The sequence below is a fragment of the Mesorhizobium sp. M1329 genome (genome assembly GCF_040318035.1).
Taxonomy (GTDB): Bacteria; Pseudomonadota; Alphaproteobacteria; order Rhizobiales; family Rhizobiaceae; genus Mesorhizobium.
Genome location: NZ_JAMYLN010000021.1, coordinates 13324 through 29569, shown reverse-complemented (window position 1 = coordinate 29569; position 16246 = coordinate 13324). Strand labels below are relative to the sequence as shown.

At 62.7% G+C, this 16246-nt stretch carries 14 protein-coding genes; 2 read left to right on the top strand and 12 right to left on the bottom strand.

Annotated features, from left to right (window positions below):
* Positions 1-8: 8 nt before the first annotated feature.
* Both NKH21_RS20705 and NKH21_RS20700 read right to left on the bottom strand, forming a co-directional pair.
* Positions 9-1256, bottom strand: a complete 1248-nt coding sequence (locus tag NKH21_RS20705) for an SGNH/GDSL hydrolase family protein (RefSeq protein ID WP_352665522.1) — start codon at positions 1254-1256, stop codon at positions 9-11.
* 26 nt (positions 1257-1282) lie between these two features.
* Positions 1283-2509 carry a lytic murein transglycosylase gene (locus tag NKH21_RS20700; RefSeq protein ID WP_352665520.1) on the bottom strand — a complete coding sequence of 409 codons (1227 nt, stop codon included), beginning with the start codon at positions 2507-2509 and terminating at the stop codon, positions 1283-1285.
* 207 nt (positions 2510-2716) lie between these two features.
* On the opposite strand from NKH21_RS20700, the gene galU reads away from it, so the two are divergent.
* On the top strand, positions 2717-3622 hold the full coding sequence (galU, locus tag NKH21_RS20695; RefSeq protein WP_352665519.1) for a UTP--glucose-1-phosphate uridylyltransferase GalU: 906 nt from the start codon (positions 2717-2719) through the stop codon (positions 3620-3622).
* A 132-nt stretch (positions 3623-3754) separates the two neighbouring features.
* On the opposite strand, the gene NKH21_RS20690 is transcribed toward galU, so the two are convergent.
* Positions 3755-5494 (bottom strand): outer membrane beta-barrel protein, encoded by a 1740-nt coding sequence (locus tag NKH21_RS20690; protein WP_502903400.1) that lies wholly within the window; start codon positions 5492-5494, stop codon positions 3755-3757.
* A gap of 177 nt (positions 5495-5671) precedes the next feature.
* On the opposite strand from NKH21_RS20690, the gene NKH21_RS20685 reads away from it, so the two are divergent.
* Positions 5672-6673, top strand: a complete 1002-nt coding sequence (locus NKH21_RS20685) for a KpsF/GutQ family sugar-phosphate isomerase (protein ID WP_292664673.1) — start codon at positions 5672-5674, stop codon at positions 6671-6673.
* A gap of 7 nt (positions 6674-6680) precedes the next feature.
* Here NKH21_RS20685 and NKH21_RS20680 read toward each other — a convergent pair whose 3' ends face one another.
* The 9 genes from NKH21_RS20680 to NKH21_RS20640 form a co-directional block, all read right to left on the bottom strand.
* Complete coding sequence (locus tag NKH21_RS20680) at positions 6681-7145, bottom strand: NfeD family protein (RefSeq protein WP_352454064.1); 465 nt, start codon at positions 7143-7145, stop codon at positions 6681-6683.
* A gap of 10 nt (positions 7146-7155) precedes the next feature.
* The gene (locus NKH21_RS20675) at positions 7156-8106 is read right to left on the bottom strand and encodes an SPFH domain-containing protein (protein ID WP_352713527.1); all 951 of its coding nucleotides are present in this window, start codon (positions 8104-8106) and stop codon (positions 7156-7158) included.
* 130 nt (positions 8107-8236) lie between these two features.
* Complete coding sequence (gene hemH / locus NKH21_RS20670; RefSeq protein ID WP_352665513.1) at positions 8237-9301, bottom strand: ferrochelatase; 1065 nt, start codon at positions 9299-9301, stop codon at positions 8237-8239.
* Positions 9302-9451: 150 nt separating this feature from the next.
* A complete protein-coding gene (locus NKH21_RS20665; protein WP_352867174.1) occupies positions 9452-11563 on the bottom strand; it encodes a 5'-nucleotidase C-terminal domain-containing protein in 2112 nt (703 codons plus the stop codon).
* A gap of 189 nt (positions 11564-11752) precedes the next feature.
* On the bottom strand, positions 11753-12127 hold the full coding sequence (gene omp10, locus NKH21_RS20660; RefSeq protein WP_352665656.1) for an outer membrane lipoprotein Omp10: 375 nt from the start codon (positions 12125-12127) through the stop codon (positions 11753-11755).
* Positions 12128-12212: 85 nt separating this feature from the next.
* On the bottom strand, positions 12213-13658 hold the full coding sequence (locus NKH21_RS20655) for a homospermidine synthase (RefSeq protein WP_352867172.1): 1446 nt from the start codon (positions 13656-13658) through the stop codon (positions 12213-12215).
* Positions 13659-13780: 122 nt separating this feature from the next.
* Positions 13781-15019, bottom strand: coding sequence for a hypothetical protein (locus NKH21_RS20650; protein ID WP_352867170.1), 1239 nt, complete (start codon positions 15017-15019; stop codon positions 13781-13783).
* On the bottom strand, positions 15003-15959 hold the full coding sequence (locus tag NKH21_RS20645) for a heme-dependent oxidative N-demethylase family protein (RefSeq protein WP_352867168.1): 957 nt from the start codon (positions 15957-15959) through the stop codon (positions 15003-15005). The genes NKH21_RS20650 and NKH21_RS20645 overlap by 17 nt, the downstream gene beginning before the upstream one ends.
* Positions 15956-16243, bottom strand: a complete 288-nt coding sequence (locus NKH21_RS20640) for a YciI family protein (RefSeq protein ID WP_352665505.1) — start codon at positions 16241-16243, stop codon at positions 15956-15958. Before NKH21_RS20640 ends, NKH21_RS20645 begins: the two co-directional genes overlap by 4 nt.
* Positions 16244-16246 lie beyond the last annotated feature (3 nt).

Sequence of the window (16246 nt, the reverse complement as noted above, 5' to 3'; positions counted from 1 at the left end):
GGTTCTGCTTACTGCCGGATCGCCGTCGTCGTGTCGGATCCGGCCGCCGTTGCAGGCTGTGTCTTGGGTGGCCACGAGAAATCGTCGGCGCGGCCCGGTGAGGCGTCGGGCGCCTTGCCCTCGACGACAAGCCTTTCGCCCGGCAAATGCTTGTCCGCTTTTGCCGGCGGGGCGGCGCCGAGAAGTTCCGAGCCGCCGTCCAGCGCCGGATCGCTGAGCAGCATCGGCACGGTGCGATCGACGGCTATCGGTGCGGCAGCAGGTGCCGGCGCCTCGACGGGAGCGCCGGCCGGGGCAGAAGCAGTCACCACGCTTCCCGGCGCGGCCAGCCCAACGATCTTCATCAGCGGCTTTTCGGTATAGAAGGCGAGCTTGCGCTTGCCGGCCTTCGACATGTTGATGCCGTCGTCGGAGCGCAGGCGCACCGATTGGCCGTTGATGTCCGGACCGCTGGTGATGAAGGCGCCGTTCTCGTCGACAAACCCGTCCCAGACGTCGACGAATTCGCCGCCGTGGCTTTCGGCGGACGAGCGGAAGATGTCGTTGAAGGCCAGCATGTCGGAGGTCATTTTCGAGACCCGGATAGCCGGCATGCCAACCCACAGATACGGCACCTTGGTTGCCGCGATGGCCTTGCCGAACGCTTCTGTCCGGCGCTCGTATTCCTTGGTCCAGTTCTCGGATCGCGGCTGCTCGCGCACATCGCCGACGCGCATCTGCTGCCGGTCGTTGGATCCGAGCATGACGACGACGGCTGCCGGTTTTTCGGCAGCGATCAGCGACTTGACCTGTTCTGGCCAGTTGTAGACATCATCACGCACGAAGCCGGACGATCCGTTGGCACGGACGACAATCCTGACGCCGGTGTTTTCGGCAAAGGCGGCGTCGAGCCCCTCAGCCAGCCCAGATGCCATGAAATCGCCGACCACCAGAACGACGCGTGCATCCGGCGCCTTCTCGGCCACCGGGGTTGTCTGTTCGGCCGGCGGCGGCCGGCGAACTGACCGGGGCTTTCTCAGCTTGGCCCTGGGCTTCGTTCTCTGGAATTCTCTCTGGAATTCGGGCGGCGGCTGCTCAAACCGCTCGCTTCTGCGCGGAAACAACAGGTCGCGCAGCGACCAGCCACGACTTTCCGGCTCCTGCGCCATGGCCGAGGTATGAAAGGCACTGGCGGCGCCGACTGCCAGAACGGCGATCGCCAGAACGAGGATCGGCACGCGACGAACGATTAACCGGATGCGCGCAGCCGAAACCAATCACCCTCTCCATCCCGTAACCGGCTCTAGTTCTGCCTGAGCCATTTGAGCACTTCCTTGCTCGGATACCCGTCCTGGGTCAAGCCGGCCTTTGCCTGGAAGGCCATGATGGCGGTTTTCGATCCGTCACCGATCTTGCCGTCGAACTTGCCGTCGTAATAGCCGTGCTCGGAAAGTCGCTTCTGAAGCTCCTGCCTTTCCTCGAAGGAGAGCTTGGTAAACGGTCGCTTCCAGTCCTGCACAAGCCCGCCATAGCCGGCGATTTCGTCGGCAAGAAGACCCACGGCGAGCGCATATTTATCGGCATTGTTGTAACGCTTGATGACCGAGAAATTCTTGATCATCAGGAAGGCTGGCCCGCCGCGGCCGCCGGGCAGCTTCAACGTCGCTTTGTCTGCACCGTTCTTGAACGGCTTGCCGTTGGCACGGCTGACGCCCAGCGCCTGCCATTGCGACAGCGACTTCGAGCCTCCGGGCAGCTTCTTGCCGTCCGGAAGGCTGACCTCATAACCCCAGGTCTTGCCTGCCTGCCAGCCGTTCTTCCGCAGCAAATTGGCGGCTGTCGCCAGTGCGTCGGGAATCGAATTCCAGATGTCGCGCTTGCCGTTGCCGTCCATATCGACCGCATAGGACAGGTAGCTGGTAGGGATGAACTGGGTGTGGCCCATTGCACCGGCCCATGAGCCGCTGAGATGGCTTTCGTCGATGTCGCCGGTCTGCAGGATCTTCAGCGCCGCGATCAGCTGGGTGCGGGCAAATTTCGCACGCTTCGGGTCGGCATAACCAAGCGTCGCCAGCGAGCGCACGACATTGCGCATGATATCGTCGCGCTTGAGGGTTTCGCCGTAGTTCGATTCCATCGACCATATGGCCAGCAGGATGTAGCGGTCGACGCCGTACCTTGCCTCGATCCTGTCCAGCCAAGGCTTCCATTTCCTTGCCATCTGCTGGCCGACGGCGACCGACTGGTCATGGACGCGGTTGTCGAAATAATCCCAGGCGGGTGCGGTGAATTCGGGTTGAGTACGGGCCTTTTCCAGCACCACCGGGTCAGCATCGCTGATGCCCTTGAATGCCTGGTCGTAGACGGAGCCGGAAACGCCGCTCGCCACGGCGGTAGCACGGAAGCTGGCGACCCATTGGCGGAAGCCGGCATCGGCAAAAGCCGGCCCGCTGGGCATGAGCAAGGCAAGCGAGAGGCTGGCGGCCGTCAGGACGCTGGTGAAGCGCCTTGCGGCGTTGCGAACGGACATCTTTTCCTCCTTCTTCATCTCAGGAAGACTATTCATCGCCGAACCCGGTTAGCATTTGGTTTACCATAGGTGGCGTCCGGGGTGAAAAGATGCGTCAATGCTTTACCAGCTGAGATTTCTGACCCGCCGTTCAGTAATCCTCGATTTCGGCATGAAAATGTCTCGAATCGGGATTGCCGAACAGGCATGCAAATGGATAATTGGCACATGAAGAGAGTTCGCAAGGCAGTGTTCCCGGTTGCCGGTCTCGGCACGCGCTTTCTCCCCGCCACCAAGGCCATTCCCAAGGAAATGCTGACGGTCGTCGACAGGCCGGTCATCCAGTATGTGGTCGATGAGGCGCGCGAAGCCGGGATCGAGCATTTCATCTTCGTGACCGGCCGCAACAAGGCGGTCATCGAGGATCACTTCGATGTCCAGTTCGAGCTCTACGACACGCTTGCGCAGCGCGGCAAGGACGACCAGCTCGCCCGCCTGCAGCGGCTGCAGCCGGCGCCGGGGCAGACCAGCTTCACCCGCCAGCAGGTACCGCTCGGCCTTGGTCACGCCGTCTGGTGCGCGCGCGAGCTCGTCGGCGACGAGCCCTTTGCGCTGCTGTTGCCCGACATGATCATGCAGTCGGAAAAAAGCTGCATGAAGGATATGGTCGAGCTTTACGCGGAGACTGGCAACAACATCGTCGCCGTGCAGGAATGCGATCCGGCCGAGGCGCATAAATACGGCATTGTCGGCCGCGGCGAGGACGCGCATCACGGTTTCCGCATCACCGGCATGGTGGAAAAGCCGAAGACCGGCACGGCGCCCTCGAACCTCTACATCAACGGGCGCTATATCCTGCAGCCGGAGATATTCAAGATACTCGAAGGTCAGGAAAAAGGCGCCGGCAACGAGATCCAGCTCACCGATGCAATGCTGAAGCTGCAGAAGCAACAGCCCTTCTACGGCTACCACTACCGCGGGCGGACGTTCGACTGCGGCTCGCCCGAAGGCTTCGTCGAGGCCAACGTTGCCTTCGCACTGTGGCGCAGAGATATGAATGCCAGCATGGCCGGCGTCATTCGCACGCTTCTCGACGAACTCGCGCCGTCAGAACGCCGCGGCGTAGCCTTGTAGTTTCAACACCGGTTGCCGCGCTGATCGGCTAAAGCGCGCCGCGTTCGACCGGCCTCATGCGACGCGCTTCAGGTTCTTGTTTTATGCAAGTCGTTATCGCAAAACCGCTGCACGCTTTTGCGCGACATGCATTTAGCGCTGCAACTTCAAGCCGACGAAGATACTGTTGGCCGTGTAGTCGCGCCCGACCAGGTTGCTGGTCAGTTTTTCAGTCCTGGCGCGGGTGGTGAGCCCGGTGTAGCGGTTCAGCCACCACGTGAGCCCAGCCTCGGCGCTCAGCGTCAAATCATGATCGTCGGAGCCAGTATAGTCGCGCCATTCAAGGCCGAGAGCTGCATTTCCGGTCAGGTTGGCGCGGATCTGCCGCTCGCCGGTGAGGCTGCCGGAATAGAGCATGTCGCCGCTTTCGCCCGCGTTCGTCGTGTTCTCGGCGGTCGTCTGTGCGGTGAGCCCGATCGTGGTGCCACGTTCCGGCGACCATTTGAGATCGGCATTGACCGTCGCGCCCGAAATAGCCGGCAGGGCGTCGTCGTCGATGGCTTCGCGTAGCCAGCCGACCGAGAACTCGCCTTTAAGCTTCTCGCGGAGATCGAGCTCGACGCCGGCCCGTGCGCCAAGCCTGGTCGAGGAGCGCTGGAAACCGTTTGGATCGACGCGCAAATCATAAGCGCGCCGGCCGATCTCGATTTCGGTGAACGGGGTGATGGCAGGCGAGATCTCGTAACCGGTGCGCAAAATGGCCGTGTAGAGCGTCGAGTCGCGGCCCTTCTGCGACAGCGATCCGCCCGACGAAAGCTTGGCGTCGCCAAAGATGTCGTGCTCGACCGCGCCGGTCAGCGCGAAGCGCATCTTGCCGGCATCCTTCTCGACGGCGAGACTGCCGTTCACGGTCTGGCGCACCGGCTGGCCAACGGCGCCGACGACTGCGTCCGGCGCCGAGGCCGATTCGGGCACGGCCTCATAGCCCAGCTTGGCGATGGCGCGCAGATCATTGTCGAGATCGATGTTGAGCGTGCCGTCGACGCGGCCTTGCGCCTCGTGAATGTCATAGCCGGACAAGGTTTCGCGGAAGATGCCATAGCCCTCAACCGTCGCCGAATTCTCCCGCCAATCGGAGACGGCGTTGAAGCGCAGCGTCGTTTCCGACAGCAAGGCCGGCTTTCCGAGGCTGCTCGAATCGGCGTTTGTCGAAGACGTCAGGCCTTGCTCGAGCGTCGGCCGGATCACGAAGGAGCCGAGCTTGATGCCGGTGGCGGCGAACGGGTCGTCCTCGTTCTTTTTGTTCTGGCCTTCGATGGCTTCGATGCGTTCGGCGCCGGGGTCGAGCTTGAGCCTTTCGGCGGAATCGACGGTGACGGCACGGCGGTTGACCGTATCCTGCTCGTCTATGGCAGCTGTATCGGTGTCATCGGTCGTCGCCGCGCCTGCAGTCGCGGTTCCCTTGCTCTTCGTACTGTCCGCGGTCTCGTCTTCGGCGTTGGCCGCATTGGTGGCGCGTTGCGTTGCGCTTGGCCGCCGTCGCGGCGGCGGAGCAGGGTTGTCGGGAAATGGGTCGCCGCTGGCCTCTGGCGGATCGAAAGTGCCGCCGGTTGTGGCCGCTTCGCCCGTGCCGTCGTCAGGCAAGGCCCCCGGACTGGCCGGACGATAGGTAGGCAGCGGCGTATTGTCGTTGGCGGTTGCAGCAGCCTGCGCGGCCTGGGTTCCAGCCATGCTCGATTGCCTGATCTTGTACTGCTGGTCGTCCAGGATTGTCGATTCCGAAACCTCGCCGCGCAGCTCGGTTTCCTGGGCGCAAAGCAGCGCCGGCCGCGACAACGCAAGGACACTGGTTGCCAGCAGCAAAGCGCAGATCGCCTTGCCCTTTCGTCCCATTTTGCTTTGAGGCTGAAACCCGGACATCGGCACCACTGCTTGCGCGGCGCACGCGCGCCATACTTACGAAACCGTAAATGGGGATGGTTAACGGAGCGTTGAGGGATGGGCCGTCAAGGTGTTCGGGGCGGCAATTCCGTTGGACAGGCGCGCGCCGAAGCGCTAATCGCATCGTCCATGGACGTGAAATCCCCAGACAGGAAGCGGCACGACGGGCAGGCCGCGATTGCCTCGGCGCTGAGAACGGTGGCGACGGAGCAGGCCGGCGTCGCGGCACTGGCAGACGCTCTCGAAAACGGGCTGGCCGAGCCGTTCGCACGGGCCGTCGACATGGTGTCGCAGATCGATGGCCGCGTCATCGTCACCGGGGTCGGCAAAAGCGGCCATATCGGCTCGAAGATCGCCGCGACGCTCGCCTCGACCGGCACGCCGGCCTTCTTCGTCCACCCTGCCGAAGCCAATCACGGCGACCTCGGCATGATCGCCAGGAACGACGCTATCGTCGCCCTGTCGTGGTCGGGGGAAAGCCTCGAGCTCAAAGGCATCATCGCCTATTCGAGGCGCTTCTCGATCCCGCTGGTCGCGGTCACTGCGGGCGAAAAATCGGCTCTGGCGCGCGCAGCGGACGTGGTGCTTCTGCTGCCGCGAGCCCCGGAAGCCTGTCCGCACGGCCTTGCGCCGACGACCTCGACGCTGCTGCAAATGGTGATGGGCGATGCGCTGGCCATCGCGCTGCTCGAGGCACGCGGCTTCACCCCGGACCATTTCCGCACGTTCCATCCCGGCGGCCAGCTCGGAGCCAACCTGACGCAGATCCGCGAGATCATGCATGTCGGCGACAGGCTGCCGCTGGTGTCGTCAGGTACCGGCATGCGCGAAGCGATCCTGGAATTGTCGCGCAAGGGGTTTGGCTGCGTGGCGGTGACTGGCGCGGACGGCAAGCTGATCGGCATCATCACCGACGGTGACATCAGGCGCCATATCGGCAGCGATCTCCTGGCGATGAGCGTCGATCAGGTGATGACCAGAGAGCCAAAAATGGCCGCGCCCGACACGCTTGTTGCGACGGCGCTGCAGACGATCAACGACTCGGCCATCACCAGCCTAATGGTGGTCGAAGGCAGGCGGCCGATCGGGCTCGTCCATCTGCACGACCTGCTGCGCATCGGTGCTGCCTAGCGGGCTTCTAGACCGCCTCGACCGTCAGTTCCAGGTCGGTATCAGCGGCGCCCGTCACGCGCACCTGCGTGCCGGCCGGCAGGTCAGGGCCGGAGACGCGCCACAACGTGTCGCCCAGCTTGATGCGGCCGCGCCCGTCCTTGATCGGCTCGGCAAGGGTCGCCGTCCGGCCGACCATCTGTGCGCCGCGACGGTTGAGCAGCGGCTGGTCGGTTTCATCATGGCGCCCGCCCACCAGCCGCTTGCCGACATAGGCCGAGACCAGCGACAGCGCGAGGAAGGCGAGGACCTGGACCTGCCAGGTCCAGAAACCGGCATCCCAGATGAGAAGTGAGACGACGCCGATCAACAGCGCGGCAATGCCGATCCACAGCATGAAAATACCCGGCGCGATAACCTCCATAACCAGCAGGACGAAGCCGAGGACCATCCAGCTCCACGGGCCGAGTTCGGAAACAATGCGGTCGAGCATGGCGGCGGCCTCAGGTTTCGCTCGGGCGAACCACCGGCGGGCGGGCGGCCTGTCGTGCGGCGCCGGCGGTGCCTTCGCTCCGGAAAACCTCCTTGGCGATTTCGCCAATGCCGCCGAGCGTGCCGATCAGCGATGAGGCCTCTATCGGCATCAGAACGAGCTTGCTGTTTGTCGCCGAGCCGATCTTGGTCAGCGCTTCGGTGTATTTCAGCGCGACGAAGTAGTTGAGCGCCTGCACGTCGCCCTTGGAGATCGCCTCCGACACCACCTGCGTGGCGCGTGCTTCAGCCTCGGCCGAGCGCTCGCGCGCCTCGGCGTCGCGGAAGGCGGCTTCCTTGCGGCCCTCGGCCTCCAGAATCTGCGATTGCTTGAGGCCTTCGGCGGCGAGGATCTGGGCGCGCTTATTGCGCTCGGCCATCATCTGGCGGCCCATCGATTCGACGAGATTGGCCGGTGGGTTGATGTCCTTGATCTCGACACGAGTAATCTTGATGCCCCAGGGATGCGCCGCCTCGTCAACGACCCGCAGCAGGCGCTCGTTGATGGCGTCGCGGTTCGACAAAAGTTCGTCGAGGTCCATCGAGCCCATCACGGTGCGGATGTTGGTCATCGTGAGATTGAGAATCGCATTCTGCAGGCCGGAGACCTGGTAGGCGGCCTGCGCCGCGTTGAGCACCTGATAGAAGGCGATACCATCGACGGCAACGGTGGCATTGTCGCGGGTGATGATCTCCTGCGTCGGAACGTCGAGAACCTGCTCCATCATGTTCATCTTGGCGCCGACACGGTCGACGAAAGGCACGATCAGATTTAGGCCTGGGTTCAATGTCCTGGTGTAACGGCCAAAGCGTTCGACGGTATAATTATAGCCTTGCGGAATTGTCCGGATGCCCTTGAAAAGCACCAGGACGACAAGGGCGACAAGAACAAGAAGCGCGATATCAAAACCACTGAAACCCATTTGGCTCTCCCCTCAAAAGCCGGCCATGTTGGACATTCCACGCGGCCGACTTGACCAAACACTTAAGTGTGTTTCAGCAACGTTACAATCAGGTGATCACGGATTGCCGGTGCATGGACGGGTGATCTGTTCAGGCCCAGCCGGACAACTCGCGCCGCACCATCGCCTCGATCACCGCCATGCCCTCGGCACTGTCGTTGAGGCAAGGGATGTGTGCGAACTTTTCACCGCCGGCATGGTGGAAGGTCTCGGCCGCTTCCCTGCCGATTTCGTCCAGCGTCTCGATGCAGTCGACGGAAAATCCCGGATTGACGATGGCGATCGATTTCACGCCTTCGCGCCCTAGTCTTTCGACCGTCTTGTCGGTGTAGGGCTGCAGCCATTCCTGCGCGCCGAAGCGCGACTGAAAGGTTGTGATCAGCTTCTTTTCATCCCAGCCGAGCTTTTCGCGCAGCAGCCGCGTCGTCTCGAGGCAATGGGCTTGGTAGGGGTCGCCCTTGTCGGAATAGGGTTTCGGAATGCCGTGATAGGAAGCGATGACAATTTCCGGTTCGAAGTCGAGGCTCGCCAGATGCTTTTCGATCGAACGGGCGAGCGCCTCGATATAGGCCGGCTCGTTGTAATAGGGCGGCACGCTGCGAATGGCCGGGGCGCGGCGCATCTTCATCAGCGCGCGAAACAGTTGGTCGTTGGCAGTCGCAGTCGTCGTCGCCGAATATTGCGGATAGAGCGGGAAAGACAGGACGCGGTCGCAGCCTTGCTCGACCAGTCTGTTGGCCACGCTCTCGGTCGAAGGGTTGCCGTAGCGCATCGCCCAGTCGACGACGACGTTGGGTAAATCGCCGAGCGCAAGCCCGAGCTTCTCGGCCTGGGCACGGGTGTAGGTTCGCAGCGGCGACTCGTTGCGCTCCCGGTTCCATATCCTGGCATAGTTGGCGCCCGATTTCTTCGGCCGGGTGGTGAGGACCACGCCATAGAGGATCGGATACCAGATCGCCTTGTTGAGCTCGATGACGCGCGGATCGGACAGGAACTCCCGGAGGTAGCGCCACATCGGCTTGAAGCCGGTGCCGTCCGGGGTGCCGAGATTGATCAGCATGACACCGACCTTGCCGGTCCTGACCAGAGGGCGCCCTGCCGACGGCGAGGCGGTGGTCCTCTCGGCTTTGATTTCAGCAGGGCTGGCACGCGTCATGAGGTTCTCCAACACCGCGAACCAACGGTGCCGCGGCGAAAGTAGCGATGCCGCGCCGGTTTTCAAATGCAGCGTCTGGCCGCACCTTATCCCAGAAATGCAGCACCCGCCCGGTTTGCCGGGCGGGTGCATTGCGTTCATGCGGCCGGATTACTTCGAGGCCGCCGGGATAGTCAAGGTTGCGCCGACCGGCAGCCGGCGTGGCTCGTAGGCTTTGTTGGCATCGTAGATCATTTTCCATTTGGTGCCGTCGCCATAGGCCTTCACCGCGAGATCCCAATAGGTATCGCCGGCGACGATTACATGGCTGCTTTCGGCTGGTGCCGTCGCAGCCGGCTCGGCAGGTTTTGCCGGCTCACTTGGGGCTGGCTGACTCGGGGCAGGCGCTGTCTCGGCGGGCTTGGCCGGTTCGGCCGGAGCAGGGGTCGCCGGAGCCGGTGTGGCCGGAGCCGCAGGTGCCGCCGGCTGGGCCGGCTCGGCGGGTGCGGGTGTTGCCGGCGCGGTTTCCGCCGGGACGGCCGGCGGCGTTTTGGAAATGTCGCCGGAGCCGGCCGGCATTTCGGGCATTGCCGGCTCAGCAGGCTTTATCGGCGCTGCCTCAGCAGGTTTTGGCGGTTCGGCCGGGTTGGCAGGTTCTGCGGTCGGGGCTCCGGTCGCGGCGATCTCGGTGATGCGGCCATCGAGCTTCGGCGTATAGGGCCGGTGCGCGCCGAGGTAATCGGCAACGACCTGTTCCAGCCCCGGGCCGTAATCATAGGCGTTCTTGGCCTTCTCGGCGAACACCTTGTAGCCGTCGCCGCCCTGGCGGACATAGTTGTTGGTGGCGACCAGGTAGTCCTTCTCCGGTTTGATCGGCGTCCAGGCGCCGCCTTCCATCACCTCGACCGATTTGACGCGTCCGTTAGGCGGCGCCGATTTGTCGAACGCATATTTCAGGCCGGCAACCTGCGGGAAGCGCCCGGCGCCGTCCTCGACCTGGCTGAGGCCGCTTTCGAGGCCGGCAACCAGATCCTTACCGGAGATCTGGAAGGTCGCCAGCGTGTTCTGAAACGGCAGGACGGGGAGAACCTCGCCCATGGTGACGGTGCCCTGGTCGATCGAGGCGCGCAAGCCGCCACCATTCGAGATGACGATCTCTACACCCTGGCCCTTGACCCGGTCGAGGACGGCGTCGGAGACCAGATTGCCCATCTCGCATTCGCGGGCGCGGCAGTTTTCGCGGCTGCCGTCGATCGCCTTGGTGGTCTCGGCGACTTCCTTGTTCTTCAAAGCCTCGATCGGCGCGCCGAGTTCCTTGATACGGGCAAGCACGGCGGGGTCGGGAATGATCGATTTGTCGAGATGGATAGGATCGCCGCTGGCCTCCTTGACGACGCCGTTGTCGTCGAACACGACCTTGAACTCGCCGAGATATTTCGAATAGGACGCCGCCTGCACGACCGGCACTTTGTAGCCGTCCGGATTGTCGACCATCGTCGGATAAGGGCCTTCCGCCTTGGGGTCGGTGTTGGAAAGCAGCGAATGGCTGTGGCCGCCGACCACCACGTCGACGCCCGGGATCTTGGCGATCACGTCGCGCTCGCGCTTGTAGCCGATATGGGTGACCGCGATGATTTTGTTGACGCCCTCTCCCTTCAGTTTCTCGACCTCAGCGGTGATCGACTTGACGTCGTCTTCAATGGCGATGTTCGGGCCAGGGGAGGCAAGCTCCGGCGTGTCGTTGGTGACCGCGCCGACGATGCCGATCTTCTGGCCGCCGACCTCGACCACGATCGACGGCTTGACGCGGTCGCCGAGCTTGGATTGCGCATTGGCCTTCACGTTGGCGCCGAGCACCGGAAACTGGATCATGTCGAGAAACGGCGCCAGCGCCGACTCGCCATCGTCGAACTCATGGTTGCCGACCACCTCGGCATCGAATTTCATCTGGTTGAGGAATTCGCCTTCGGTCTTACCCTTGTAGGTCGTGTAGAAGAGCGAGCCCTGGAAATTGTCGCCGGCGCTGAGCAGCAGCACGTTCTGGCCTTGCAGCTTCTTGCGCTCCTGGGCGATCGCGGTGACCAGGCGGCCGGCGCCGCCGACGCATTCGCCCTTGGTCTCCTCCTCGGCCGAGCAGGTCGATTCATACTTGTTGTTGCTCTCGATGCGGCTGTGCCAGTCGTTGATGTGCAGGATGTTCAGCGTGTAGTCGGCAAAGGATACCCCTGCCGACAGGCCAAGCGCCGATGCCGACAGCGCGGCGATGGCAGCGATCTTCTTCATTCTCGTCTCCCGGATAACTGGACCAGACGCGTTTAACGCTCTTGTTTGACTGGGATGTAACAGCCCTCTCGGGCCATGTTCACATCGCGTTTCAGTCGATGCAAGCGGAAATCGGCATCAGCTTTGCCGGCGCAAGAAGACGGCGGCTTGAAGCCGCCGCCCTTTGCAAAGTCAAGTCGGAATCGAATTTCAGGTGCGCCTGGTCAGCACAAAATTCTGCCCGCTCGCGCTGGTGCAATTGAGCTGGCTGGTGGAGACCATCAAGCAGTTGAAGCTGATCGGCGTCTGGCGGATCAGCGAAGTGCCATGGATCTCGACTGAGGTGCCGCCGGTCATGGTGTAGCTGCCATCGGCAAGCTTCTGGCCGGTATCGGTGGCGACGGTCGCGAAGCTGCCGCCCCTGAAGGTGGACAAGCCCGTGCCCTGCGCGTCGATCCAGGAGCCTTCGACCCCTTTGGCCGTGATCACCGGCGGCTCGCCTGGGCCGGTGGTGGTGCAGGCCGCCAACGTGACGGCAGCGGCTGCGGCAACGCCAGCCGAAAGCAACCTTTGCACAATCGTCATCATCAAATTCCTCTCCTCGGTCCGCCCTCTTCAATCGCCCGATTTCCGGGCGATTGCAAGCTGGCGGAGTGTCGAGGCAACGCTGCTATCGAACGAGGATGTTGCGGAATTGCCACGGGTCTTTGGTGTCGAGGTCCTCGGAAAACAGACCAGGCCGATTGTCGAGCGGTGTCCAGTCCGTATAATAGCTCCTGACCGGCCCGAGATATGGGTTCTGCACGTCGAGGCAGCGCTTGTAATCCATCTCGTCGGCTTCGACGATGCCGGCCTCGGGATTTTCCAGCGCCCAGACCATGCCGGCCAGCACCGCCGACGTGACCTGCATGCCGGTGGCGTTCTGGTAGGGCGCCAGCTTGCGCGCCTCGGCCAGCGACAGCTGCGAGCCGTACCAGTAGGCGTTCTTGGCGTGGCCGTAGAGCAGCACGCCGAGTTCGTCGATGCCATCGACCAGTTCGTTTTCGTCGAGCACGTGATGTACGGGCTGAGCCTCGCCGGCGGCACCGAACATCTCGTGCAGTGACAGCACGGCGTCGTTGCAGGGATGATAGGCGTAATGGCAGGTCGGCCGGTACTGCACCTTGCCCTTCTTGCTGGACAAAGTGAAGAAATCGGCAATCGAAATCGCCTCATTATGCGTCACCAGGAAGCCGTATTGCGGACCGGACGTCGGGCACCATGTGCGCACGCGCGTGTTGGCGCCGGGCTGCTCCAGAAAGATCGCGGCCTTCGAGCCGTTCTTGTGCTTTTTGGCGTTCTTCGGCATCCACGTCTCATGCGTGCCCCAACCGAGCTCGGCCGGCTGCAGGCCTTCCGAAATGAAGCCTTCGACCGACCAGGTGTTCCAGAACACGTTCATCGGCTTGGGTTTCTTGGTGCGCTGGGTGTCGCGCTCGGCGATATGGATGCCCTTGACGCCGGCCTTCTTCATCAGCCTGGCCCAGCCTTCGCGATCGTGCTGCGCGGGTTCCGAGAAGTCGAGGCCAAGATCTGTGGCGAGGTTGACCAGTGCCTGCTTGACGAACCACGAGACCATGCCGGGATTGGCGCCGCAGCACGAGATCGCCGTGGTGCCGCCCGGGTTCTTCGCGATTTCAGTACGCACCGTCTCGCGCAGCGCATAGTTGGTGCGTGAGGCATTGTCGGCCTTTTCGTCGAAATAGAAGCCGAGCCAAGGCTCGACCACCGTGTCGACGTAGAGGACGCCAAGCTTGCGGCAGAGCTTCATCAGCTCGAGCGAGGAAGTGTCGACCGACAGGTTGACGCAAAAGCCCTGGCCGCCGCCATTGGTCAAAAGCGGTGTCAGCAGCTTCTTGTAGTTCTTTTTGGTCACCGCATCCTGCATGAAGGTGATGCCGCGCTCGTCGAGCAATTTGCGGTCGGCGTCGCGCGGGTCGATGACCGTCATGCGCGACTTGTCGAATTTGAAATGGCGCTCGATCAGCGGCAGCGTTCCCCGTCCGATCGAGCCGAAGCCGATCATCACGACAGGGCCGGTGATCTCACCGTAAACGGGCCAGTTTTCATTCGCCATTTATCGATTACTCCCTCAAAAAACGCTTCGGAACAGCGGCTTGGCCGCGGCGCGACAAACCATAGATCATTGTCACAATAAAGCGAAAAGCGGACGGCCGGCCTCACGCCGCGCCATCCCGGCTACGGCTCGACCAGTCTTGCGAATTCAGGCTTGAAGAGGTCACGTGCCTCGGAGACCGGTAGTTCCAGCAGATCGTCGGCGCAGGCCTGGATGGCATGCGGAAGGGTCTGGAGCCCGAACACCAGAACCTGCTTGTCGCCCTCCCGCCAGAGGCTGACCGCCAGATATTCGCCGATGAGATCGTCCATGCCGCATTCGGCTTCGTGATCGATGTCGGTCTGATCGGTCGGTTTCTTGCGCCGCTGCTTGACCAAGGAGGCGAGGGAAGGACCGGGCTTGCCATCCACCGTATCCGAGAAAATGTCCTGAAGGCCAAGCAGGACGCCGCGCCGCACATCCATGATGTAGGCGTCCGAATAGTTGGTCGGATGCGCTCCGCCGCAGAAGATGCTGCCGGACTCCCGCCAGCTCATCAGCCGCGGCGTCAGCGAGCTCACTTCGAATGTGCTGTCCTCATAGCCGCCGAGCGTGCCGTCGTTCACACCGTCAATCGGCCCGCCTTCGTTGAAACCGGCGTATTGCGCAGCCACGCAGCCCAGTGCGCCGATGTTTGCGCGCCAGTGCCTGTCTTGCAGCAGAGCATTCGCGGCCTCGACCGAAACGTTGCCGGACAGTTCGACAATGCGCGGCGTGGCGAATTTGGTGCGGGGGTCGACGACGTAGCGGTAGGTCGCGTCCGGCCAACCAGTGGTCTTGCCGTTATCGAGCTGAGTGTCCATCCGCAGATAGTCATAGGGGGACGTTTCCATGGTGAGCGGCGTGTCATTGCCGAAGAACTTCATGAAGCTGAAATCGTAGAGATCGAGCGGGGTGCTGGGCTCGCTCCCAGTCACCTGCCGACTTGCGACCCGTTCCAATCTGAGCGGCAGCGCCTTCTTTCCGTTCCAGCTGCCTTCAAGGGTCTTGCCGTTACTGGATGAGGCCAGGCGCCACACAGCGGCGATCGGCGCGGCCTTTCCGTCATCGCAATTATCGGCGCCGCATGCCTCCTCCTCGGCCAGTTCGAACTTGCTGCCCTTCTGCGACCTGGCTTGCAGCGGGATGTCGACGCCCTTCGAGCGGTAGAAGTAGCGGCCGGCCAGCGGGCCGTCGGTGGCCGCCGGATCGCCGGTGAATTCGACGACGATATCGCTTTTTCCAAGCTTGCCGGCATAAGTCACCGGCTCCGCTTCGGCTGCTGTCGACAGTACCAGGATCGCGGCCATGAACGTGACCGGACTGCTAAGATGTTGGATCATTGTTCCCCCAAGCCATGACTTTCAGTCGTTCCGTCAGCCGGTCACGGTCGGCGGTCATCCCCTTGTAGTCGAGCTGTGCCTCGTCCAGCGCCAGAAGTTGTTCGGCCAAGGACGCTGAGAGCGCCGCGCGGTCGCGATGGCGTTCCAGCACGGCGAGCGGATCGAGATGGATGCGAATGGTGAAGAGTATGTCGCCCGAAACGGGGAGCTTTCTCAGGGTCTGCCGCTCGACGCGAATAAAGGCATGGGCGTCGATGTCGCCGTCCGGGAATCTCGACGGGCGACTGCTGGCACGGTCGATGCGCTCGAGGTTGGAGAGCGGATGGTAGAGCGCATTGCCCGCCTGGATCGACCAGTTGTAGCGCTCGACGGCTTGGCCCCGGAGGCCGTCGAACATGCGGTTGATGAGATCGGCCGGCCGTGTGCCAGGACCGAAACCCGGTACCGGCGCGTGGATCTGCTGCAGCGGCTTGCCGAATTTTTCGATCAGCGACCATGACGAGGGGAAGCAGAGCGAGCCGGCCGCCAGGCGCCAGCCGCTCTCGTCGCGGCGCATCAGGATCAAATCCTCCTGGACGAGTAACGAGGCCGCGACAAGCGGCGCATCGCTGAAAGGAGCTGAGGTGCCTGAGCCCTCGAGATTGTCGGTGCCGCCGATCACCTCGATCGCGTTGTCGGTACGCCTGTGGGTCTCAGGAAAGTTCGCCGCCAAATGCGCACCGAGCAGATCGAGCACTTCGCGCTGGGCCTCGCGCGTTGTTTGCTCCTCGACAAAAACCTTGCCGGGAATTTCCGCGTAAAGCCGGCGTTTCTCGGCAAGATAGGGCAGCAGATATTCGTCGACCTCGATCCAGCTATCGAGATTGAGCGGTTTCAGCCCGATGGTGAACAGTTTCGACGAGCCGTCATAGGGTGTGTGGGTCGGTGGGCGGAAACTCATGCTTCTTTGTAGGCTTCCAGTGCGGCAGTGGCCATTCTCGCCGTGAATTCGGTGATTTCGTAATCGGCGGCACCTGCCTTGGCGAAGGGATCGTCAGCCAGTCTGGCATCGAGCACTTCGCGTGGACCGTGCGCGATGATGATGCCGCCGGTCCTTGGCCGCTTTGGCCCCGAGGCGACAAAGATACCTTGCGCGTAGCAGGCCTTCAGCCACTCGACATGCGCTTGCTGCAGGCGGTCGATCTCGGTCAGCGGCACCTTGTAGTTCAGCGAAACCACGAACATTGT

What these genes read in the sequence shown, in the direction of transcription:
- NKH21_RS20700 (WP_352665520.1), bottom strand. Translation starts at nt 2,509, where the DNA reads ATGTCCGTTCGCAACGCCGCAAGGCGCTTCACCAGCGTCCTGACGGCC.
- galU (WP_352665519.1), top strand. Translation starts at nt 2,717, where the DNA reads ATGAAGAGAGTTCGCAAGGCAGTGTTCCCGGTTGCCGGTCTCGGCACG.
- NKH21_RS20690 (WP_502903400.1), bottom strand. Translation starts at nt 5,494, where the DNA reads ATGGGACGAAAGGGCAAGGCGATCTGCGCTTTGCTGCTGGCAACCAGT.
- NKH21_RS20685 (WP_292664673.1), top strand. Translation starts at nt 5,672, where the DNA reads ATGGACGTGAAATCCCCAGACAGGAAGCGGCACGACGGGCAGGCCGCG.
- NKH21_RS20680 (WP_352454064.1), bottom strand. Translation starts at nt 7,145, where the DNA reads ATGCTCGACCGCATTGTTTCCGAACTCGGCCCGTGGAGCTGGATGGTC.
- NKH21_RS20675 (WP_352713527.1), bottom strand. Translation starts at nt 8,106, where the DNA reads ATGGGTTTCAGTGGTTTTGATATCGCGCTTCTTGTTCTTGTCGCCCTT.
- hemH (WP_352665513.1), bottom strand. Translation starts at nt 9,301, where the DNA reads ATGACGCGTGCCAGCCCTGCTGAAATCAAAGCCGAGAGGACCACCGCC.
- NKH21_RS20665 (WP_352867174.1), bottom strand. Translation starts at nt 11,563, where the DNA reads ATGAAGAAGATCGCTGCCATCGCCGCGCTGTCGGCATCGGCGCTTGGC.
- omp10 (WP_352665656.1), bottom strand. Translation starts at nt 12,127, where the DNA reads ATGACGATTGTGCAAAGGTTGCTTTCGGCTGGCGTTGCCGCAGCCGCT.
- NKH21_RS20655 (WP_352867172.1), bottom strand. Translation starts at nt 13,658, where the DNA reads ATGGCGAATGAAAACTGGCCCGTTTACGGTGAGATCACCGGCCCTGTC.
- NKH21_RS20650 (WP_352867170.1), bottom strand. Translation starts at nt 15,019, where the DNA reads ATGATCCAACATCTTAGCAGTCCGGTCACGTTCATGGCCGCGATCCTG.
- NKH21_RS20645 (WP_352867168.1), bottom strand. Translation starts at nt 15,959, where the DNA reads ATGAGTTTCCGCCCACCGACCCACACACCCTATGACGGCTCGTCGAAA.
- NKH21_RS20640 (WP_352665505.1), bottom strand. Translation starts at nt 16,243, where the DNA reads ATGTTCGTGGTTTCGCTGAACTACAAGGTGCCGCTGACCGAGATCGAC.